This window comes from Novosphingobium sp. KN65.2, assembly GCF_001368935.1.
Lineage (GTDB): Bacteria > Pseudomonadota > Alphaproteobacteria > Sphingomonadales > Sphingomonadaceae > Novosphingobium > Novosphingobium mathurense.
Genome location: NZ_CCBH010000217.1, coordinates 1 through 19664 on the forward strand (window position 1 = coordinate 1; position 19664 = coordinate 19664).

The 19664-nt window shown below is 64.5% G+C and carries 18 protein-coding genes; 11 read left to right on the plus strand and 7 right to left on the minus strand.

What is annotated here, in order from left to right; translation table 11 throughout:
* Positions 1-33 precede the first annotated feature (33 nt).
* Complete coding sequence (locus tag SPHV1_RS23070) at positions 34-774, minus strand: ComF family protein (protein ID WP_054948344.1); 741 nt, start codon at positions 772-774, stop codon at positions 34-36.
* 73 nt (positions 775-847) lie between these two features.
* On the opposite strand from SPHV1_RS23070, the gene SPHV1_RS23075 reads away from it, so the two are divergent.
* Positions 848-1606 (plus strand): bifunctional 2-polyprenyl-6-hydroxyphenol methylase/3-demethylubiquinol 3-O-methyltransferase UbiG, encoded by a 759-nt coding sequence (locus SPHV1_RS23075; RefSeq protein WP_054948345.1) that lies wholly within the window; start codon positions 848-850, stop codon positions 1604-1606.
* Positions 1607-1630: 24 nt separating this feature from the next.
* Here the strand turns inward: SPHV1_RS23075 and ppdK are convergent, their stop codons facing one another.
* From ppdK to SPHV1_RS23090, 3 genes are all read right to left on the minus strand, one after another.
* The gene (gene ppdK, locus SPHV1_RS23080; protein ID WP_054948346.1) at positions 1631-4294 is read right to left on the minus strand and encodes a pyruvate, phosphate dikinase; all 2664 of its coding nucleotides are present in this window, start codon (positions 4292-4294) and stop codon (positions 1631-1633) included.
* A 62-nt stretch (positions 4295-4356) separates the two neighbouring features.
* Positions 4357-6468, minus strand: a complete 2112-nt coding sequence (gene glyS, locus SPHV1_RS23085) for a glycine--tRNA ligase subunit beta (protein ID WP_054948347.1) — start codon at positions 6466-6468, stop codon at positions 4357-4359.
* Positions 6465-7370: a glycine--tRNA ligase subunit alpha gene (locus SPHV1_RS23090; RefSeq protein ID WP_054948348.1), complete on the minus strand. Its 906-nt coding sequence runs from the start codon at positions 7368-7370 to the stop codon at positions 6465-6467. Before SPHV1_RS23090 ends, glyS begins: the two co-directional genes overlap by 4 nt.
* 171 nt (positions 7371-7541) lie before the next feature.
* On the opposite strand from SPHV1_RS23090, the gene SPHV1_RS23095 reads away from it, so the two are divergent.
* From SPHV1_RS23095 to SPHV1_RS23120, 6 genes are all read left to right on the plus strand, one after another.
* The gene (locus SPHV1_RS23095; RefSeq protein ID WP_054948349.1) at positions 7542-8519 is read left to right on the plus strand and encodes a TraB/GumN family protein; all 978 of its coding nucleotides are present in this window, start codon (positions 7542-7544) and stop codon (positions 8517-8519) included.
* Between the two features lie 6 nt (positions 8520-8525).
* The gene (locus tag SPHV1_RS23100; RefSeq protein WP_054948350.1) at positions 8526-9377 is read left to right on the plus strand and encodes a TraB/GumN family protein; all 852 of its coding nucleotides are present in this window, start codon (positions 8526-8528) and stop codon (positions 9375-9377) included.
* A gap of 156 nt (positions 9378-9533) precedes the next feature.
* On the plus strand, positions 9534-10163 hold the full coding sequence (locus SPHV1_RS23105) for a 50S ribosomal protein L25/general stress protein Ctc (RefSeq protein ID WP_054948358.1): 630 nt from the start codon (positions 9534-9536) through the stop codon (positions 10161-10163).
* 100 nt (positions 10164-10263) lie between these two features.
* The gene (pth, locus tag SPHV1_RS23110) at positions 10264-10833 is read left to right on the plus strand and encodes an aminoacyl-tRNA hydrolase (RefSeq protein WP_054948351.1); all 570 of its coding nucleotides are present in this window, start codon (positions 10264-10266) and stop codon (positions 10831-10833) included.
* 243 nt (positions 10834-11076) lie between these two features.
* The gene (locus tag SPHV1_RS23115; RefSeq protein WP_054948352.1) at positions 11077-11349 is read left to right on the plus strand and encodes a PEP-CTERM sorting domain-containing protein; all 273 of its coding nucleotides are present in this window, start codon (positions 11077-11079) and stop codon (positions 11347-11349) included.
* Positions 11350-11376: 27 nt separating this feature from the next.
* Positions 11377-12093: a cistern family PEP-CTERM protein gene (locus SPHV1_RS23120; protein ID WP_231634831.1), complete on the plus strand. Its 717-nt coding sequence runs from the start codon at positions 11377-11379 to the stop codon at positions 12091-12093.
* A gap of 88 nt (positions 12094-12181) precedes the next feature.
* On the opposite strand, the gene SPHV1_RS23125 is transcribed toward SPHV1_RS23120, so the two are convergent.
* A complete protein-coding gene (locus SPHV1_RS23125; RefSeq protein WP_054948353.1) occupies positions 12182-13708 on the minus strand; it encodes a tetratricopeptide repeat protein in 1527 nt (508 codons plus the stop codon).
* Positions 13709-13807: 99 nt separating this feature from the next.
* On the opposite strand from SPHV1_RS23125, the gene ychF reads away from it, so the two are divergent.
* The 3 genes from ychF to SPHV1_RS23140 all read left to right on the plus strand — a co-directional run bounded on the left by ychF (position 13808) and on the right by SPHV1_RS23140 (position 16578).
* The gene (ychF, locus tag SPHV1_RS23130; RefSeq protein ID WP_054948354.1) at positions 13808-14908 is read left to right on the plus strand and encodes a redox-regulated ATPase YchF; all 1101 of its coding nucleotides are present in this window, start codon (positions 13808-13810) and stop codon (positions 14906-14908) included.
* Positions 14909-14987: 79 nt separating this feature from the next.
* The gene (locus SPHV1_RS23135; protein WP_054948355.1) at positions 14988-15794 is read left to right on the plus strand and encodes a DUF1206 domain-containing protein; all 807 of its coding nucleotides are present in this window, start codon (positions 14988-14990) and stop codon (positions 15792-15794) included.
* 25 nt (positions 15795-15819) lie between these two features.
* Positions 15820-16578, plus strand: coding sequence for a MauE/DoxX family redox-associated membrane protein (locus tag SPHV1_RS23140; RefSeq protein WP_054948356.1), 759 nt, complete (start codon positions 15820-15822; stop codon positions 16576-16578).
* Positions 16579-16609: 31 nt separating this feature from the next.
* Here SPHV1_RS23140 and SPHV1_RS23145 read toward each other — a convergent pair whose 3' ends face one another.
* A complete protein-coding gene (locus tag SPHV1_RS23145) occupies positions 16610-17131 on the minus strand; it encodes a hypothetical protein (protein ID WP_054948360.1) in 522 nt (173 codons plus the stop codon).
* Entirely contained in the window at positions 17131-18954 is a 1824-nt protein-coding gene (gene mutL, locus SPHV1_RS23150; RefSeq protein ID WP_054948357.1) for a DNA mismatch repair endonuclease MutL, read from the minus strand. Before mutL ends, SPHV1_RS23145 begins: the two co-directional genes overlap by 1 nt.
* Before the next feature lie 185 nt (positions 18955-19139).
* On the opposite strand from mutL, the gene SPHV1_RS23155 reads away from it, so the two are divergent.
* Positions 19140-19664, plus strand: a 525-nt coding sequence (locus tag SPHV1_RS23155) for a rod shape-determining protein (protein WP_156367435.1), incomplete at its 3' end; no start/stop codon positions are given.

A 19664-nucleotide genomic window follows, 5' to 3' on the forward strand; every position in this document is an offset into this window, starting at 1 on the left:
GGGGGGGGCGTTTTCGTTTGGGCATGCACGCCGTCAGGTCAAGTCGAGCGCTTCGTCCAGCACCCGTGAAAAGCAGGCAATCACGACCGTTTCGGCTCCAGCCCGCTTGAGTGCAGCCACGCAGGCGTCGCTTGTTGCCCCGCTGGTCATGACATCGTCGACCAGGACGATCTTCGCCCCCTGCGCTTGAGGCACCCGGCGCGGGTTCAGATCGATCGCACCTGACAGCATGCGTTTGCGAGCCTTTCGCCCCAACCCGCCAAGCGAGGGTGTCGCCTTTCGGCGCTCCAGAAGGTCGACGCAATGGCGTGCCAGTGTGACCTTGCAGATCTCGCGCGCCAGTTCTGCGGACTGGTTGTAACCACGCTTCCATATCCGCCAGCGATGCAGCGGCACCGGCACGACCACCCAGGTCTCATCCACAAATGGCAGCTTCGCCCGCATCAATCCGGCCATCATCGGGGCAAGCGAGATGCGATTGCCGTGCTTGAGCGAGAGCACCAGCTTGCGCGAAACATCGTTGTAGAGCGTGGCTGCGGCGATCCCGTCATGGCGTGGGGGGGAGGCAAGACATGGCGCGCAGATGGTGCCTTCGCCCGTCCCTTCCGCGAAAGGCCGCGAACAGGCCGCGCAGGATGGATCGCCGGGAATGGCAAGTTGCGACCAGCAGGTGGAACACAGGCCCGTCTGCGCCGCAATTCCCTCACCGCACAGCGGGCAGCGCGGCGGAAAAACCAGGTCCACCAACGGCGCAAGGGCTTGGGAAAGCGGCATCGCGCCATGCTAGCCGATCGCCCGGGCGCGACAAGCGGTTGCGTGATCGGCGATCACGCGGCAGGGGGCACGGATGGCTAGCAAAGGTCCCCCCCGCATATTCTCCCAGACCCGGCGCCGCATGGCCCGCTGTCGTATGCTCGCGCTGCAGAACCGCCCCGATGCGCCCCGCTACCTGATCGAGGACATGGTCGAAGACGTGATCGAGCGTCTTGAGTTCCTGCGCTTCGAACCGGCGAGCGCGCTCATCATCGGCGACTGGACGGGCGAGCTTGCCCGAAACCTTGCAGCGCGCGGCGTCAAGGTGACCGAGGTCGAACCGGCGAAAGGCTTCGACGAGGAACAGCCCTACCCACTCGATGGTTTCGACCTGATCGCCAGCCTGGGCACGCTCGACACGCTCAACGATCTGCCCGGCGCCCTCATCCACATCCGCAAGGCGCTTGCACCCGGCGGCATGATGATCGCCAGCTTCCTGTCTGCCGGTTGCCTGCCGATCTTGCGGGACGTGATGCTCCGCGCCGACGGCGACCAACCCGCCGCGCGCATGCACCCCGCGGTGGACGTGCGCTCGGGCGGACAACTGCTCCAACGCACGCTCTTTGCCGATCCGGTGATCGATCAGCGCCCGCTCAATGTATCGTTCCGCAGCCTCGACAGGCTCGTGGGCGATCTGCGCGCGCAGGGCTGCGGCAATGTCCTGGCCGACCATGCGCCGGCGCTGGGCAAGCAGGCTCTCGCAAAAGCGCGCGAGGCTTTTTCCGCCGCCGGCGAGGATGGGCGGACGGTCGAGAAGTTCGAAATCCTGACGCTGTCGGGCTGGAAGCGCTGACTTCCAGCCCGAAAACATGACAGGTCAGCCCAGCGCGGCCTGCGCCGCTGCCAGACGCGCGATCGGCACGCGGTAGGGTGAGGCGCTGACATAGTCGAGACCGGTCTTCTCGCAGAACGCGATCGAGGCCGGATCTCCGCCATGTTCGCCGCAGATGCCGAGCTTGAGGTCGGCGCGCGTGGCACGACCGCGCTCGGCGCCCATGGTGACGAGTTGGCCGACACCTTCGATATCAAGGCTGACGAACGGATCGCGCGGGTAAATGCCCTTCTCGACGTAGGGACTGAGGAAGCGCGCGGCATCGTCGCGGCTGACGCCCAGCGTCGTCTGCGTCAGGTCGTTGGTGCCGAACGAGAAGAACTTCGCCTCCTCGGCGATCTCGGCGGCCATCAGGGCTGCGCGCGGCAGCTCGATCATGGTGCCGACCATGTATTCGAGCGTGCGGCCCTTCTCGGCGAATACCTTGGCGGCGGTGTCGTCGACGACCTTCTTGAGGATCTGCAGCTCGCGCTTCGTGGCGACCAGCGGGATCATCACTTCGGGCACCGGCGCCTCGCCCGAGGCATCGGCGACGTCGCAGGCGGCCTCGAAGATGGCACGCGCCTGCATCTCGTAGATCTCGGGGAAGGTGATGCCGAGACGGCAGCCACGGTGGCCGAGCATCGGGTTGAACTCGTGGAGTTCGTCGGCCCGGCGCTTGAGCGTCGCCACGCCGATGCCGATGGCTTCGGAGAGCTCGGCGAACTCCTCGTCGCCATGCGGCAGGAACTCGTGCAGCGGCGGGTCGAGCAGGCGGATGGTGACCGGAAGGCCCGCCATCACATCGAAGATCGCGTGGAAGTCGGCGCGCTGCTCGGGCAGCAGCTTCTCGAGCGCGGCGCGGCGACCGGCTTCGTCCTCGGCCAGGATCATCTGGCGCACGGACGAAATGCGATTGGCATCGAAGAACATGTGCTCGGTGCGGCACAGGCCGATACCCTCGGCGCCGAACTGGCGAGCCATCCTGCAGTCCGCCGGGGTCTCGGCGTTGGTGCGCACCTTCATGCGGCGGTGCTTGTCGGCCCATTCCATCAGGGTCGCGAAGTCGCCGGCCAGCTCAGGCTCGATGGTCGGCACTTCGCCGGCCATAATGTCGCCGCTGGCACCGTCGAGCGTGAGGATGTCACCTTCCTTCAGCTCACGGTTGCCCATGCGCAGGGTGCGGGTCTTCATGTCGATCGACAGGCCCGAAGCGCCCGAGACACAGGGACGGCCCATGCCGCGGGCGACGACCGCCGCGTGGCTGGTCATGCCGCCGCGGGCGGTAAGGATGCCCTTGGCCGCGTGCATGCCGTGAATGTCTTCCGGCGAAGTCTCGACACGAACGAGGATGACCGCCTCGCCCATTTCCGCGCGCTTTTCGGCGGTGTCGGCATCGAGCACGATCGAACCCGAAGCGGCACCCGGCGATGCGGGCAGGCCCCTGCCCAGCAGGTCGCGCGGGGCCTTGGGGTCGAGCGTGGGGTGCAGGAGCTGGTCGAGCGCCATCGGATCGACACGCTTGATCGCGGTCTGCTCGTCGATGAGACCTTCGCCGACCATGTCGACCGCCATCTTCAGCGCAGCCTTGGCGGTACGCTTGCCCGAGCGGGTCTGCAGCATCCACAGCTTGCCGCGCTCGACGGTGAACTCGATGTCCTGCATGTCGCGATAGTGCTTTTCGAGCAGCTCGAAGACCGCGGCGAGTTCGCCGTAGGCTGCGGGCATCGCTTCTTCCATCGACAGCGGCTTGGCCCCGGCACGCTCACGGGCGGCCTTCGTCAGGTACTGCGGAGTGCGGATGCCGGCGACGACATCCTCGCCCTGCGCATTGACCAGCCATTCGCCGTAATAGGCCTTCTCGCCGGTCGCCGGGTCGCGGGTGAAGGCAACGCCGGTGGCCGAAGTCTCGCCCATGTTGCCGAAAACCATGGCCTGGACGTTGACTGCCGTGCCCCAGTCGCCGGGAATGTCGTTGAGTCGGCGATAGACCTTGGCGCGGTCCGAATCCCAGGAATCGAACACCGCGCGGATTGCGCCCCAGAGCTGTTCGTTGACGTCCTGCGGGAAGGCGTGACCCAGTTCGCTCTCGACGATGCCCTTGTACTGCCTGACGATGGCGCGCCAGTTGTCGGCGGTCATCTCGACGTCATTGAGGTAGCCGTTGTCTTCCTTGGCGATTTCGAGCGCTTCCTCGAAGAGGTGGTGCTCGACGCCCAGAACGACGTCGGAATACATCTGGATGAAGCGGCGGTAGCTGTCCCAGGCAAAGCGTTCGTCGCCCGAAGTGGCGGACAGGCCCTCGACCGTCTCGTCATTGAGACCGAGGTTGAGGACCGTGTCCATCATGCCCGGCATCGAGACGCGGGCGCCGGAACGGACCGAAACGAGCAGCGGATCGGCAGCCGAGCCGAAGCTCTTGCCGACGGTCTTCTCGATGTGGGTCAGGGCTTCGGCAACGTCCGCGCGCAGAGCGTCGGAAAAATCGCCGCCTTCGGCCAGATACTTGACGCATTCTTCGGTCGTGATCGTGAAGCCGGGGGGAACCGGCAGACCGATCCCGGCCATTTCCGCAAGGTTCGCGCCCTTGCCGCCGGTGATGACCTTGTCGCGCGAACGCGGGTCATCGTGCTTTACGCCACCGCCGAAGGTATAGACCTGCCTGCTCATCTGTCCCCTGACTTTCCTGTTCTGGTTTACACAGTTTACACGGTCAAAACGGGTTGAATTGCCTACCCTTCGACCTTCGAGAAATCCGCAACGTTGTGCACTGCAGCACGAAAACGATCAAGCAATGCGAGGCGTGCCGTTCTCTTGCTAGGATCGGGGTCGTTCACCGTCACCTCGTCAAAGAATGAATCGATCGGCTGGCGCAAGGACGCCAGTGCCGCCATTGCACTTGCGAAATCTTCTGCGGCCACCGCCGAAGCGGCCTTCGGCTCGGCACTGTCGAGAGCGTCGATCAGGGCCTTTTCCGCCTTTTCGGGCGTGTAGGAAAGGCTCTTCTGCGCGGCCTGCTCCGCGAACTCGGCCTCATAGACGGCCTGCATGTCCGGATCGTCCACGTTTTCCAGCGGGTCTTCGTCACCGGAATGCTCGATCCCGTCATCCTGCGCGCTCCAGTCCTCTTTCTTGAGGATGTTGGCCGCACGCTTGTAACCGGCAAGCAGATTGGTGCCGTCCTCGGTCTGGACGAAAGCCTGCAAGGCGTGGACGCGGGCAAGCAGACGCACGAGGTCGTTCTCACCGCCCAACGCGAAGACCGCATCGATCAGGTCATGACGGACGCCGGCTTCCTTCTGCTGGACCTTGAGACGGTCGGCGAAGAAATCGAGCAAATCGCCTTCGGCGACGCCGAAGCGCAGATTGTTGTCGGTCACCAGACGGATGATGCCCAGTGCCGCACGGCGCAGGGCGAACGGGTCCTTCGACCCGGTGGGCTTCTCGTCGATCTCGAAAAAGCTGCGCAGGGTGTCGAGCTTGTCGGCCAGCGCCAGCGCCACGGTCACCGGGGCAGTCGGCACGTCGTCGCCTGCCCCTACCGGCTTGTAGTGGTCGCGAATGGCATCGGCCACGGCATCGGGCAGACCTTCTGCCCGAGCGTAGTAGCCGCCCATGAGCCCCTGCAGTTCGGGGAACTCACCGACCATCTCGGTGACGAGATCGGCCTTGCACAGTTCTGCAGCCTGCCGCGCCAGCGCCGGATCGCACTGCGGAACGATGCCCTCGCTTGCCAGCCATTCCGCCAGCTTGGCCACGCGTTCGACCTTGTCGGCGACGGTGCCCAGCTTTTCGTGGAAGGTGATGCGTTCCAGCTTCTTCGCGTGCTCGGACAGCGGCGTCTTGCGGTCCTGCTCCCAGAAGAAACGGGCATCGGACAAACGCGCGGCAAGCACCTTGCGATTGCCGGCAACAATGCCCTCGCCGCCGTCGCTGGCCACGATGTTGGCCGTGCAGACGAAAGCGTCGGCAAGCTGGCCGTCCTTCTCGCACACGAAGTACTTCTGGTTCACGCGCGCGGTGAGCTGGATCGTCTCGGGCGGAACCTCGAGGAAATCTTCGTCGAAGCGGCCGAGCAGAGGCACCGGCCATTCGGTAAGACCGGCGTTCTCGATCACCAGCCCCTCGTCCTCGACCAGCGTCAGGCCGGCAGCCGCGGCGGCTTCGCGCGCCCTGGTGCGCACGAGGTCCTGCCGCTCCTCATGATCGACGATGACGTGGCACGCACGCAGCTTGTCGGCATAGTCATTGGCGCCGCCGATGGTGATTTCGTCGGGGTGATGGAACCGATGGCCCTTGGTCGTGTAGGCCGAGCGAATCCCCCCCACCTCGCATTCGACGAGGTCTTCACCCAGGATCGCGACGATGCCCGAGAGCGGGCGCACCCAGCGCAGGGACTCGGTCGAGATCGAGGCGGAGCCCCAGCGCTGCGACTTGGGCCAGGGGAAAGCGCGCACGATCGCCGGGATCGCCTCGGCCAGAACCTCGCTGACTGCGCGGCCCGGCTTTTCGACGACCGCGAAATAGGTGTCCTTGCCCTTGACGTCGCGGACTTCGAGCTGGTCCTTGGTCAGGCCCGTCTTGCGCAGGAAGCCTTCGAGCGCCTGCTCGGGCGCACTGGCGGCCGGGCCCTTGGTCTCTTCGCGCACCGCTTCGGTGGCGAGCGGCAGGTCGCGCGCAATCAGCGCAAGGCGGCGGGGCGTCGACCACACGGTGACTGCGCCCACGGCAACGCCGGCTGCCTGCAATTCCTTGCGGAAGAGCTTTTCGAGATCGGCCCGCGCACCCGCCTGCATGCGGGCGGGAATTTCCTCGGAGCGCAGTTCGAGAAGAAAGTCGGTCATACGGTCCACCCGGGGAACTTGGCTTCCCACTCGTCCTTGTTCTTTTCGATCCAGGCCTGGCACGATCCCTTGGCGAGATCGCGCACGCGGCCGATGTAGCTGGCGCGTTCCTGCACCGAAATCACGCCGCGCGCCTGCAGCAGGTTGAACAGGTGCGAAGCCTCGATCGCCTGATCGTAGGCTGCCAGAGGGATCTGCGCCTCGATGCAGCGCATGCATTCCGCCTCGGCCGCCCTGAAAGCGGCGAACAGCGCATCGGTATCCGCGATCTCGAAGTTGTACTTCGAAAGCTGCTGCTCATTGGCAAGGAAGACGTCGCCGTAGCTCACGCCCTCGTTGTTGAAGCGCAGGTCGTACACGCGGTCGACGCCCTGAATGTACATCGCAAGGCGTTCCAGGCCGTAGGTCAGCTCACCGGCGACCGGCTTGCAGTCGAACCCGCCGACCTGCTGGAAATAAGTGAACTGCGTCACTTCCATGCCGTCGCACCAGACTTCCCAGCCCAACCCCCAGGCGCCCAGCGTCGGGCTTTCCCAGTCGTCCTCGACGAAGCGGATGTCGTGCGCGAGCGGGTCGACGCCGATCGCCGCGAGGCTGGCGAGGTAGAGTTCCTGCAGGTTCTCGGGGTTCGGCTTCAGGATGACCTGATACTGGTAGTAGTGCTGCAGCCGGTTCGGGTTCTCGCCATAGCGACCGTCGGTGGGGCGGCGCGAGGGCTGCACGTAGGCGGCCTTCCACGGCTCGGGACCGAGTGCGCGCAGGGTCGTGGCGGGGTGAAACGTCCCCGCGCCCATGCGCATGTCGTAAGGCTGGAGGATCAGGCAGCCCTGCGCGCTCCAGAAATTATGAAGCGTCAGGATCATGTCCTGGAAGCTGAGCGGCTGTTCGGCGGCGGTTGGCATGCGGATTCCGTCAATTTCTTGGCTGCGCGGCCTTTGGCGGATCGGGGATGCCAAATCAACAGGCCATGACATGCGAATTGCCGACCATGTGCCTCGCCCGCCACAGCGGCGAGCACGATTAGCGGCTTGCGTTAATCGCCCGTTTGTCCATTGTCGGCCACTGTCATGCCCATGATCATCAGCAGAACCAACGCCCGGCTCGGCATTTCCGCCTGCATTCTCACGCTCTTGGGCGCGACTTCGCTGCTCGCGCAGGAGGCTCCGGCCACAACCGGCGAAGGCGCCGCGAATGCGCCGGTCGCCGCCGTTGCGACGAGCACGCAGGCACCCGTTGCGGTAAAGCCGGTGCCCGCCACGCCGGGCCTGTGGAAGATCTCGGACGATGACACGACGATCTATCTCTTCGGCACCATCCACATTCTTCCCGAAGCGACCGACTGGTACAGCGGCCCGGTCGCCAAGGCCTTCAATTCATCCAGGCTGCTGGTGACCGAGGCGATCATCGATTCGCCGGCCGAGCTGCAGAAGGCCTTCCTGACCAAGGCCGTGCGTACAGACGGCAAGTCGCTGCGCGAGGCCCTGCCGAAGCAAGAGCGCTCGGCCTATGAAAAGGCGATGACCGACCTCGGCGTGCCGGTGAGCGCCTTCGACCGCTTCGAACCCTGGTACGCCGCCCTGCTGCTCTCGTCGCTGCCGATGCAGAAGGCAGGCTACAAGGCCGAAAACGGGGTGGAATCGCAGATCGAGGCGCTGGCCAAGGAACATGGCCTTGCCCGGCAGGCCCTGGAGACCCCGGAATACCAGATCGACCTGTTCGACAGCCTGCCCGACGATGCGCAGGAGAACTATCTCGGGGAAGTGCTCGAGCAACTGCCGACCATGCGCGACGATCTGGCCAGGCTGATCGCGGCCTGGAAGGCAGGCCGCGCCGAGGAGCTGGCCGAGATTCTCAACGCGGGCGAAACCGACAAGCGCGTGCGGCAGGTCCTGCTGACCAATCGCAACGCCGCATGGGCCAAGTGGCTCAAGGCCCGCCTCGACGAGCCGGGCACGGTCTTCGTGGCAGTCGGAGCCGGTCACCTTGCCGGCGAGGACAGCGTGCAGGAACAGCTCGCCGCCCAAGGCGTGCAATCGACCCGGCTGCAGTAACCCGCCTTGCGCCTGCTGTTTGCCCTGCTTGCAACGCTGGCGCTGCTGGCATGCTCGCCCGAGCCGCAGCAGGCCGACCCCGCGCTGTGGAAGGTCCGGGGCCCCTCGGGCGAGGCGGCGTGGCTCTTCGGAACCATCCATAGCGCCGAAAAACCGCTTGCCTGGCGCACGCCCGCAGTCGGCCGCGCCCTCGATACTGCCGATACGGTCATGGTCGAAGTCGCCAACCTGGCAGACGAGGCTGACGTTGCCGCCACCTTCGCCCGACTTGCCCGGAGCGATGGCCAGCCTCCCCTGTCCAGCAGGATTGCCGCACCGCAACGCCCTGCCCTCGCCGCCCTGCTCAAGTCCTCGGGCTATGGCGACAACGACTTCGCGGCAATTGACACCTGGGCGGCGGCCCTCACCCTGGCCCGCAGCGGTTCAGACGACGGCGCTGCACGCAACGGTGTGGATCGCGCGGTGATCGCCGCGGCCGGGCAGCGCCCGGTGATCGAACTCGAAGGCGCGAAGGAGCAGCTCGGCCTTTTCGATACCTTGCCCGAAAGCGAACAGCGCGACCTGCTCGCCGCTGTGGTCAGGGAAGCGGCAAGCCCCGATACCGACCTTGCCGAAAGCTGGCGCAAGGGCGACATGTCCGCGATCGAGAAGGAGACACGAAAGGGTCTGCTCGCGGACCCGGAACTGCGCGAGGTGCTGTTCACCGGACGAAACAGGCGCTGGACCGACCGGATCGTGGAGGCCATGACGGCCGGGAACATGCCTTTCGTGGCCGTAGGCGCTGCCCATATGGCAGGACCGCAAGGGATCCCCGCGATGCTGGCGGCGCGCGGCTACACCGTCACCCGGGTCGAATAGCGGCCGCAAAACCGCGATACGGCTTGCAAATGCGCCCCTTTACGGATAAGGGGCCGCCCTCCTGTCATGGTCATCCCTGGAGGCGTGACGGGACGGCGAGGGTCGATGGTCGATCCGATTGCCGCGATCTATCCAGTTTTCGAAAGGCAAGTCCTCATGAGCGATACGCTTAACCTGCCGGCCGAGACGCGTGAACGGGCTGGCAAGGGAGCCTCCCGTGCCCTGCGTCGCGATGGCCGTGTCCCTGCCGTTGTCTATGGTGGCAATGAAGAACCTCTCGCCATCCACGTCGAGGCTAAGGAGCTGATCCGTCAGCTCGGCACCGGTCACTTCTTCAACTCGATCGTCGAAGTCGAAGTCGGCGGCAAGAAGCTGCGCACCCTGCCCAAGGACGTTGCCTTCCACCCGGTCACCGACCGTCCGCTCCACGTTGACTTCCTGCGCCTCGCCAAGGGCGCGAGCGTCCACGTCAACGTGCCGGTTTCGTTCGTCAACGAAGAGAAGGCCCCGGGCCTCAAGCGCGGCGGCGTTCTCAACGTCGTCCGTCACGAGCTCGAGCTGGTCTGCGCCGCTGACAAGATCCCGGAAGAAGTCGCGATCGACGTCACCGGCTTCGACGTGGGCGAATCGATCCACATCAGCCACGTGAAGCTCCCGGCCGGTTCGGAAAGCGCGATCACCGACCGCGACTTCACGATTGCGACGATCGTTGCGCCCTCGGCTCTGAAGAGCGAAGAAGGCGACACGACCAAGACCGAAGGCGAGGCTGAAGCCGGAGCCGAGTAATCCACGGATTACCGGGCCTCTCCCGCGCCGCGAATTCGCGATGCGCGGGAGAGGCCTTTTTCGTTTCCGCCGTGGGCATTTTGCTGTCGGGAGTTAGACGATGCAGCTTTGGGTCGGCCTCGGGAACCCCGGACCGCAATATGCCATGCAGCGGCACAACGTCGGCTTCATGGCCGTCGACACGATCGCCGACGTCCACGGCTTCGGGCCGGTCCAGAAGAAATTCCAGGGCTGGCTACAGGAAGGCCGCATCGGCAGCGAGAAGATCCTCCTGCTCAAGCCAGCCACGTTCATGAACGAAAGCGGCAGGTCCGTCGGGGAAGCGATGCGCTTCTACAAGCTCGACCTGTCCGACCTGACCGTCTTTCACGACGAACTCGACATCGCTCCCTTCAAGGTCAAGGTGAAGCAAGGCGGCGGCCATGCCGGGCACAACGGCCTGCGCTCCATCGCCCAGCACCTCGGCCCCGATTTCCGCCGCGTACGGCTTGGCATCGGTCATCCCGGCCACAAGGACCGGGTCACCGGCTATGTCCTCGGCAACTATTCGAAGGCCGAGATCGATCCGCTGTCCGACATGCTGGGCGCCATTGCGTCCGAAGCCGATCGGCTGGCCGCTGGCGACGACACGCGCTTCATGAACGATGTCGCCCTGCGCATGCAGGACTGATCGACACCCGCGTTAGCTTACGACATGCCACGCATGACGGTCGGCCATAACGGTCGCCCGGCCGATCCCTTGCGCGCCAATATCGAACCCTAAACTGCTGAAATCGATTGATTGTGTCGAGTTAGTTTACAGGCAGCACAGGCCAGATCGGGCGTTAACCATCAGGAATCCCGGCATTCCGCAATTGGCACGGCCATTGCTTAGTTAGGCAACAAGCCAAACTGCAAAACGGGAAATACTGTAATGATCCGCAAGACCCTGCTCGCCGCAACCTTCGCAGCCGGCACGCTGCTGGCCATCAGCGCACCGACTCAGGCCTTCGCCTGGGGCTACCACTCCCACTACTGCGGTTGCGGCCACTCAACCTGCGAATCCAGCTCGGGCGGTTCGACTTCGAGCTCGGGTGGTTCCACCAGCTCGGGCGGCTCGGAAGTGCCGGAACCCGGTATGGTCGGCATTCTCGGCCTCGGCCTTATCGGCATGGCCTACGCGCGCCGCCGCCGCGCTTCTCGCTAAGTTCAACCTGTCGGCGGGAATCACTCGATGCAAACCATAAAGCATGCGCTTACGGGCCTGGCCGCATTTGCCAGCCTGACTTTTGCCGCACCGGCCTGGGCCGATGAGATCACGCTCGATTCGAACAGCATCGGTGATTCCTTCACGGTCAATTTCGACGGTTTCTCCGGCGGCACGTCGATCGACGGGCTGACCTCCTCGGCAACCTTCACGCTGACGGGGATAACCTCGACCGGCTACGTCTTCGACTACAGCGTCAGCAACACCACGAGCGGCAGCCTCGACTCGCGCGTTTCGAGCTTCGCTTTCGACGTCGATCCCGGCATCGTCGATGCCAGCAGCACCGGTGCGTTTTCCTACTCGGTGCTCAGCAGCAAATATCCGAACGGGATCGGCACCGTCGACGTATGCTTCAAGGGCGGCGACAGCAATTCGTGCGGTGGCAACTCGGGCGGCGTACTCACCGGCGACACCGGCACCGGTTCGCTGACGCTCGGCTTCGATGCCGCTCCCGAAGCGATCACGATCTCGGACTTCTTCGTGCGCTACCAGTCGATCTCGGGCGCCGGCAACATCACGTCCGCCAGCGGCGCGGGCACGATCAGCAGCAGCAGCTCGAGCTCCTCGGGCGGCACGCCGGTTCCCGAACCCGGCATGATGGGAATTCTCGGTCTTGGACTCGCCGGCCTTGCGTTTGCACGCAGGCGCCCTCGCCGTGGCACAGCCCATCCCGCCACGGCCTGACAGGCAAGTCCATCCACCCTCGGCCTAGCTCCCCGAGGTTTCCCGATAAGGCTCCTTTCGCGGCATGCGGAAGGGGCCTTATCTGCGTTCAGCCCTTGCGAGCCTGAGCCAGATGGCTGGCGATCGTGGCGTTGTCCGGTGCCTTGCGGGCAGCTTGTTCGAGAAGGGCCAGCCCGCGTTTGCGGTCCTTGCCGGTACTGTGCAGCAACCAGCCCGCCGTATCCATGACCGAGGCATTGTCCGGCGCCAGCCTGAGCGCCTTCTCCGCGAAGGTCAGCGCCTTGGCCTGATCGCCGACCCGGGTGTACGCAAAGGCCAGGTTGTTGAGCACGAGAACGTTGTTGCCATCGGTCTGACGCAGGATCGCCTCATAATCGCCGATCGCGGTCTGCCAGTCCCTGTTGCGGATTGCCTTGTCCGCCGAGGCCAGTTGCGAGACGATCCGCGCTCCCGCCGCTTCGCGCGCCTTTTGCGCCACGGCTGCAGCATCGGGACGGCCGGCCGCCTTGTAGGCCTTGGCCAGCAGCGACAGCTCTTCGTTCGTGGCATCGGGCAACCCCGCAAAGGGCTCCAGCGTCTCCACGGCATCGGAGGCATCCCCCAGCGACAGCTCGGCCTTCCCGAGCAGGAGGCGAACCTGACGATTGTCCGGCTCGCGCAGCAACTGCGAAGTCAGCCGTGCCCGCGCCTGCTCGCCCTGCCCCAGTTCGAGCAGCGCCCTGGCGTAGAGGGCATTGGCCTGCGGCTGCTGCTCGAGCACGCTTTCGCGTGGCTGCAGCTTGTCACGCACGACTTGCCACTTGCCGTCGAGAGCATCGAGCCGGGCGTCGAAATAGGCGAGATCCAGGTCACCCGGATTGTCCGCCAGGGCTTTGGTAACAAGCGGCCGGACGGCCTCGTTCTTGCCCAGCGCATCGAGCACCCTGATCTTGCCCAGCAGGGCCGCGCGGCTTTCGGGATAGGCCTTGAGCCCGGCTTCGAAGACGGTGAGCGCCTTGTCGAGCCGGTTGTCGGTTGCCAGCAGGTCAGCGCTGGTGAGATAGGAGTTGAGCGGGCGCGGCTTTTCCGCAGCAGCAAGTTCGGCGAGCCGGCGAGCCTCGGCCAAATTGCCGTTCTCTAGCTGGAAGCTCGCATAATCTGCCAAAAAGCGCCCCTTGCTGCCGGGCGCCTTTTCCCCGGCGGCAAAGGCCTCGCCTGCCTTGGCGGTATCGCCGAGGCCGATATGGGCAATCGCCCTCACCCTGTATGCTTCTGCCGAACCGTCGCCTTCGACCGCGGCAAGTGCCTTGTCGTAGCGACCCAGCATCAGATCGACATTGCCCTGCAGGATGGCGGCATCCGCAGGCAACTTGCCCAGTCTGCCGAGCCGTTCGAGCATGCTTCCGGCGGAAACCGGGTCAGACAGGTCGATGTAGGTGCGCGCCAGCAATTCCAGTGCCTTGGCATTCTCCGGCGCCTCCTGGATCACACTGGCAAGGTCGACGCGCGCGGCGGAATAATTGTGCGCGGCATAGGCCTGTTCGGCCCGGGCAAGGCGCTCTTCCGGGCTTGCCCCGCAACCGGCGAGAAGAAGGGCGGCGGCCAGCGGCAGGCTCAGTCGGATCGCATATTTCATGCCCGGCAGCGATAGTTGCAGGGGGTGAAGATTAGGTGAAACTGGTCAAGACCGATCCTGACCGCTATGGGCGGCGAAATTTTCATTCCGGAGTAACACATGGGTTTCCGTTGCGGGATCGTGGGCCTGCCCAATGTCGGCAAGTCGACCTTGTTCAATGCGCTCACAGAGACGCAGGCGGCTCAGGCGGCCAATTATCCCTTCTGCACCATCGAGCCCAATGTCGGCCAGGTCGGCGTCCCCGACCCGCGCCTGGACAAACTGGCCGAAATCGCGGGTTCGGCCAAGATCATCCCGACCCAGCTTTCCTTCGTCGATATCGCCGGCCTCGTTCGCGGGGCATCGAAGGGTGAGGGCCTGGGCAACCAGTTCCTCGGCAACATCCGCGAAGTCGACGCCGTGGTCCACGTGCTGCGCTGCTTCGAGAATGACGACATCCAGCATGTCGACAACAAGGTCGATCCTATCGCCGATGCCGAGACAGTGGAAACCGAACTGCTGCTCTCTGACCTCGAAAGCCTGGAAAAGCGCGTGCCTGCGGCCCAGAAGAAGGCCGCTCAGGGCGACAAGGAATCGAAGGTCATCGCTTCGGTGCTCGGGCAGGCGCTGGAACTGCTGCGCGACGGCAAGCCCGCTCGCCTGACCCAGCCCAAGGACGACGACGAAGCCCGCGTCTTCGCGCAGGCCCAGCTGCTCACCGCAAAGCCGGTCCTCTACGTCTGCAACGTCGAGGAAGAAGCGGCCGCCGAAGGCAATGAATTCTCCGCCCGGGTGTTCGAGAAGGCCAAGGCCGAAGGCGCCACCGCCGTCATCGTCTCCGCCGCGATCGAGTCGGAACTCGTCGGCATGGATATCGAGGAACGCATGGTGTTCCTCGAAGAAATGGGCCTGCACGAAACCGGTCTCGCCCGCATCATCCGCGCCGGTTACGACCTGCTCGGCCTGCTGACCTTCTTCACGGTCGGCCCCAAGGAAGCCCGCGCCTGGACCGTCCACAAGGGGGCCAAGGCGCCCGAAGCGGCGGGCGAGATCCACTCGGACATGCAACGCGGCTTCATCCGCGCGGAAACCATCGCCTATGACGACTATGTCGCCCTGAACGGCGAGGCCGGCGCCAAGGAAGCCGGCAAGCTGCGTCAGGAAGGCAAGGAATACCTGGTGCATGACGGCGACGTGATGCACTTCAAGTTCAACGTCTGAGCCCGGTTCGTCCCGAAAAGGGGCACCATTGTCCATCCGGTGCGTTGCTGTTGCGAGGGGCGACAGGAGCGCACCAAGGATGGTCGACAAATCTGAGAAACTCGTCTGGCTGGCAAGGCTGGGCTACTTTGCGCGCGGCGTGGTCTACTCCCTGCTCGGCTACCTCGCCATTTCCGCGTCGGGTTCATCGGCCGTGAAGCAGGGCCAGGCCGGGGCGATGGAATACATCAACCAGATCCCGGGCGGCACACCAGTCCTGTTCCTCTCGGCCATCGGCCTCTTCGGCTATGCCCTGTTCCGGCTTTCGACCGCGGTGCTCGACACCGAACGCCACGGCAACGATGCGAAGGGCATTGCCGTGCGCATCGGCCACATGTGCAGCTTCGTGATCTATCTCGGCCTGTCCTGGACCGCGCTCCGGTTCGCGCTCGGCAGCAAGGCCCATGCCGACAGCCGCGCACAGGACATGGCCGCAACCGCCCTGACCTACGACCTGGGCAGCGTTGCCCTGGGCGCGGTCGGCATCGGCCTCGTCGCGGCAGCCCTGTTCCAGGTCAAGGAAGCAGCCACCCTCGGCTTCATGAAGCGGGTCACGGCTGCCGCGCCGAGCTTTACCTGCTGGCTGGGCCGAGCCGGCTATTTCACGCGCGGTCTCGTCTTTCTCGTCATGGGCTGGTCATTGATCCGTTCGGGCTGGCTGGAAAGCAGCAGCGAGGCACTCTCGCTCGGCGATGCCATTACCGACCTTCGCGATATTTCGCCGCTCTACCTCGCGGTGGCCGCCGGACTGGTACTTTTCGGCGTATTCAGCATGATCGTCGCGCGGTACCGCATCATTCCGGACCCCGGCGGCGATTTCGAGGCGGCAAAGGCCAGATTCACCTGAAACTCCAGACAAAACTGCAGCTGCAATGATCGATCCCAACAAGTCCGCCGTTCTCTATCGCATGGTCATGGAGAAGCACGTCTGCCCCTTCGGGCTGAAGTCCATGTACCTTCTCGAGAAGCACGGCTACCGCATTGACGACAAGTGGCTCGAAACGCGCGAAGAAACCGACGCGTTCAAGGCCCGCCACGATGTCGAGACGACCCCGCAGACCTTCATTGGCGGGCAGCGGATCGGCGGATACGACGACCTGCGCCAGTTCTTCGGGCACAAGGTCCACGATCCCGACGAGAAGAGCTACAAACCGGTCATCGCGATCTTCGCCACGGCCGCAACGCTGGCCCTCGCTGCAAGCTGGGCTTCGCTAGGCACGCTGCTGGCCGTCCTGCCTCTGGAATGGTTCGTCTCGATCTCGATGATGCTGCTTGCCATGCTCAAGCTGCAGGACGTCGAGAAATTCTCGACGATGTTCCTGGGCTACGACCTGTTGGCGCGGCGCTGGGTGCCTTATGCCTATGCCTACCCCGCGCTGGAATGGGTGGCTGGCGCCCTCATGACGGCGCATGTCCTGCCATGGATTTCCATTCCCGTCGCCCTGTTCATCGGCTCGATCGGCGCGGCGTCTGTCTACTATGCGGTCTATGTCCAGAAACGAGAGCTGAAGTGTGCCTGCGTCGGCGGTTCGGGCAATGTGCCGCTTGGCTTCGTATCGCTGACCGAGAACCTGTTGATGATCGGCATGGGCCTGTGGATGCTGGCAAAGGCGATGCTGCCCTGGATCTGATCCCCGGCCCACCACAACGGTTCACTCCGGCTCAGGCACTGCAGTCGACCGTGCCGTCCGCCATGAAGGCCACGCGTTCCTGCGAATCGTGAAGGATCAGACGGGCCGGCCAGACATTCGCATCGGGCCCGGTCCCGGCATCGGGCAACCGGACAATGTCCAGCCAGCTCGACAATCCAACGTACGTCGCCCGTGCCCCGCCGGGAAACTCCGCGCTCTGCGTCTTGGCAGCGAAACGTTTGAGATCGCCCTTGATGCGCAGGAAACCGTCGACACTGTCGCCGAAGAAGATCGGATCGGGTTTCTGCCCACCGTTGTCTTGACTTCCGGCCTTGCCCGTCTTGCGGAAGAAACAGCCCGCGCGGTCAAGACCGTAGCGATCGATGTCGACCGGGGTGATCGGATCGGGAACGATAGGCTTGAACGGTTCGCGGCTCATGCGCTCGACTGTCGCGATGTCCTTGGCGTCCTGCGCGGCTTCCTCTTGTGGATCCTTCTCTTCGCACCCGGCGAGAAGCGAGAGGAAAACCATAACCGCCAATGTCTTGCGCATCATTTTCGTCCGAACAGCTTCTCGATATCCTGATGAGCAAGCTTAACCCACGTAGGGCGTCCATGGTTGCATTGGCCCGAGCGCGGGGTGCGTTCCATTTCGCGCAGCAGGGCATTCATTTCGGCGACCGTCAGCGAACGACCGGCCCGAACCGAACCGTGACAGGCCATGGTCGCGAGCACCAGATCGAGCTTTTCGCCCAGCAAGAGGGCATCGCCATTCTTCGCCAGATCGTCTGCCAGGTCGCGCAGCAGTCCCTGCGCGTCGGTCTTGCCGAGCACCGAGGGCACCGCGCGCACCAGCATCGCCGCCGGGCCGAAGCGCTCGATGACGAGGCCGAAGCGGGCCATGTCTTCGATCTTGTCCTCCAGCGCATCGCAGGCGACTTCCTCCAGTTCGACGACTTCAGGCAGAAGCAGCGCCTGGCTGCGCACCATGGCGTCTTCCGCACCTGCGGCCTTGAGCCGCTCCAGCACCAGTCGCTCGTGGGCAGCGTGCTGGTCGACGATGACGAGCCCGTCTTCCGCTTCGGCCACGATGTAAGTCCCCGCGACCTGCCCCCGTGCCACGCCAAGCGGATAGCTCAATGCCTCTTCGGGCTCATCGCCGACCTGTTCGGCGCGCGCAGCAGGCGGGGCCATGACTTCGGCCTCGTAAGATTTCCAGGCCGTTCCCGCTTCGGACAGGCGAGATCCGGAGAAGTTCGTGCGGGGCGCGGAGTATTGCCGGGCAAAGAGCGAGCCGAGTGCAGGAGCCGGCTCCGGCGCGGCCGGGGCAGTCGGCTCGACCTGCCAGTTGCCCATCGCCGATGCCGAAGGCGGCTGCGCGCTCTTCTGTCCAGCCCCCTCAAGCGCATGGCGCAGGGCTCCGACGAGGAAGCCGCGCACGAAGGCGGGATCGCGAAAGCGCACTTCCGTCTTGGCGGGGTGGACGTTGACGTCGACTTCCTCGGGCGGAATTTCGAGGAACAGCGCCAGCACCGCATGACGATCGCGCGCCAGCATGTCCGAGTAGGCGCCGCGCACCGCGCCGACCAGCAGGCGGTCCTTCACCGGCCTGCCATTGACGAACAGGTATTGGTGATCGGCAACTCCGCGATTGAAAGTGGGAAGGCCGGCGACCCCGGTGAGCCTTGCCGTTCCGCGCTCCGCCTCGATCAGCACCCCGTCCTCCGCCAGTTCGCGCGCTACTAGGCGGGCGACGCGCGACGCAAGTTCCTCGCGCGGCTGCACCGCAACCACGCGTCTGCCGTCGTGCTCCATCACGAAACCGACATCGGGCCGGGCCATCGCCAGGCGACGCACGACGTCCTGGCAGGCAGCATATTCCGAACGCGGCGTGCGCAGGAACTTGCGGCGCGCCGGAACCTTGCCGAAGAGGTTTTCGACCCTGATCCGGGTACCGGGCGGCAAGGCCGCCGGACCATCGGCAACGACCTCACCGTGATCGACGACTCGCTTCCAGCCCTCGCTGCTGTCGCGCGGACGGCTCTCGATCGTCAGCCGGGCGACCGATCCGATCGACGGAAGCGCCTCACCGCGAAATCCCAGCGTGGAAACCTGCTCGATATGCTCATCCGGCAGCTTGGACGTTGCATGCCGTTCAAGGGCCAGGGCGATCTCGTCGGGTCGCATACCGCAGCCGTCATCGGTGACTTCGATCATGTCGAGGCCGCCTGACGCGATCCGCACCGTCACCTGGCTGGAGCCTGCATCTATAGCGTTTTCAACGAGCTCCTTGAGCGCCGAGGCCGGTCTCTCGACGACTTCGCCCGCTGCAATCCGGTTGACGAGATGTTCGGGAAGGCGACGAATTGTGGGCATCAGCGATTTCTAGCGGTGAAACGCGGTCAATTCGAGACGGACGCCCGAAGAATCCCACTACAAATCGACACAAAATTTTGGCGTTTCCCAAATCGATGGGTTAAGGGACCAACTTCCATGCCAACATGCCTGTCATCCGATCCCAGCAGTGATCGGCAAATGACTGGAAAAAAGACGGATATCTGATGGCCTCGCCCTTCTCGCGATTCTTCAAACTCGGCTCCCAGAATATGGCGATCGACCTCGGGACCGCCAATACGCTCGTCTACGTACAGGACCGTGGAATCGTGTTGAACGAACCGTCGGTCGTGGCCATCGAGACGCTTAATGGCGTGAAGAAGGTCAAGGCCGTGGGCGACGATGCAAAGATGATGATGGGCAAGACCCCCGACAACATCGAGGCCATCCGTCCCTTGCGCGACGGCGTCATCGCCGACATCGAAATCGCGGAAGAGATGATCAAGCACTTCATCCGCAAGGTGCATGGCAAAAAGAACCTGTTCCGTTACCCGGAAATCGTGATCTGCGTTCCCTCGGGCTCGACCTCGGTGGAACGCCGCGCAATTCGCGACGCCGCCTCGAACGCCGGTGCGAGCCAGGTCTACCTGATTCTCGAACCGATGGCCGCGGCGATCGGTGCCGACATGCCCGTGACCGAACCGGTCGGCTCGATGGTCGTCGACATCGGCGGGGGGGCCCCCCCGGGCGCC

Coding starts and splice junctions, on each gene's coding strand:
- SPHV1_RS23070 (WP_054948344.1), bottom strand. CDS start 774: ATGCCGCTTTCCCAAGCCCTTGCGCCGTTGGTGGACCTGGTTTTTCCG.
- SPHV1_RS23075 (WP_054948345.1), top strand. CDS start 848: ATGGCTAGCAAAGGTCCCCCCCGCATATTCTCCCAGACCCGGCGCCGC.
- ppdK (WP_054948346.1), bottom strand. CDS start 4,294: ATGAGCAGGCAGGTCTATACCTTCGGCGGTGGCGTAAAGCACGATGAC.
- glyS (WP_054948347.1), bottom strand. CDS start 6,468: ATGACCGACTTTCTTCTCGAACTGCGCTCCGAGGAAATTCCCGCCCGC.
- SPHV1_RS23090 (WP_054948348.1), bottom strand. CDS start 7,370: ATGCCAACCGCCGCCGAACAGCCGCTCAGCTTCCAGGACATGATCCTG.
- SPHV1_RS23095 (WP_054948349.1), top strand. CDS start 7,542: ATGATCATCAGCAGAACCAACGCCCGGCTCGGCATTTCCGCCTGCATT.
- SPHV1_RS23105 (WP_054948358.1), top strand. CDS start 9,534: ATGAGCGATACGCTTAACCTGCCGGCCGAGACGCGTGAACGGGCTGGC.
- pth (WP_054948351.1), top strand. CDS start 10,264: ATGCAGCTTTGGGTCGGCCTCGGGAACCCCGGACCGCAATATGCCATG.
- SPHV1_RS23115 (WP_054948352.1), top strand. CDS start 11,077: ATGATCCGCAAGACCCTGCTCGCCGCAACCTTCGCAGCCGGCACGCTG.
- SPHV1_RS23120 (WP_231634831.1), top strand. CDS start 11,377: ATGCAAACCATAAAGCATGCGCTTACGGGCCTGGCCGCATTTGCCAGC.
- SPHV1_RS23125 (WP_054948353.1), bottom strand. CDS start 13,708: ATGAAATATGCGATCCGACTGAGCCTGCCGCTGGCCGCCGCCCTTCTT.
- ychF (WP_054948354.1), top strand. CDS start 13,808: ATGGGTTTCCGTTGCGGGATCGTGGGCCTGCCCAATGTCGGCAAGTCG.
- SPHV1_RS23135 (WP_054948355.1), top strand. CDS start 14,988: ATGGTCGACAAATCTGAGAAACTCGTCTGGCTGGCAAGGCTGGGCTAC.
- SPHV1_RS23140 (WP_054948356.1), top strand. CDS start 15,820: ATGATCGATCCCAACAAGTCCGCCGTTCTCTATCGCATGGTCATGGAG.
- SPHV1_RS23145 (WP_054948360.1), bottom strand. CDS start 17,131: ATGCGCAAGACATTGGCGGTTATGGTTTTCCTCTCGCTTCTCGCCGGG.
- mutL (WP_054948357.1), bottom strand. CDS start 18,954: ATGCCCACAATTCGTCGCCTTCCCGAACATCTCGTCAACCGGATTGCA.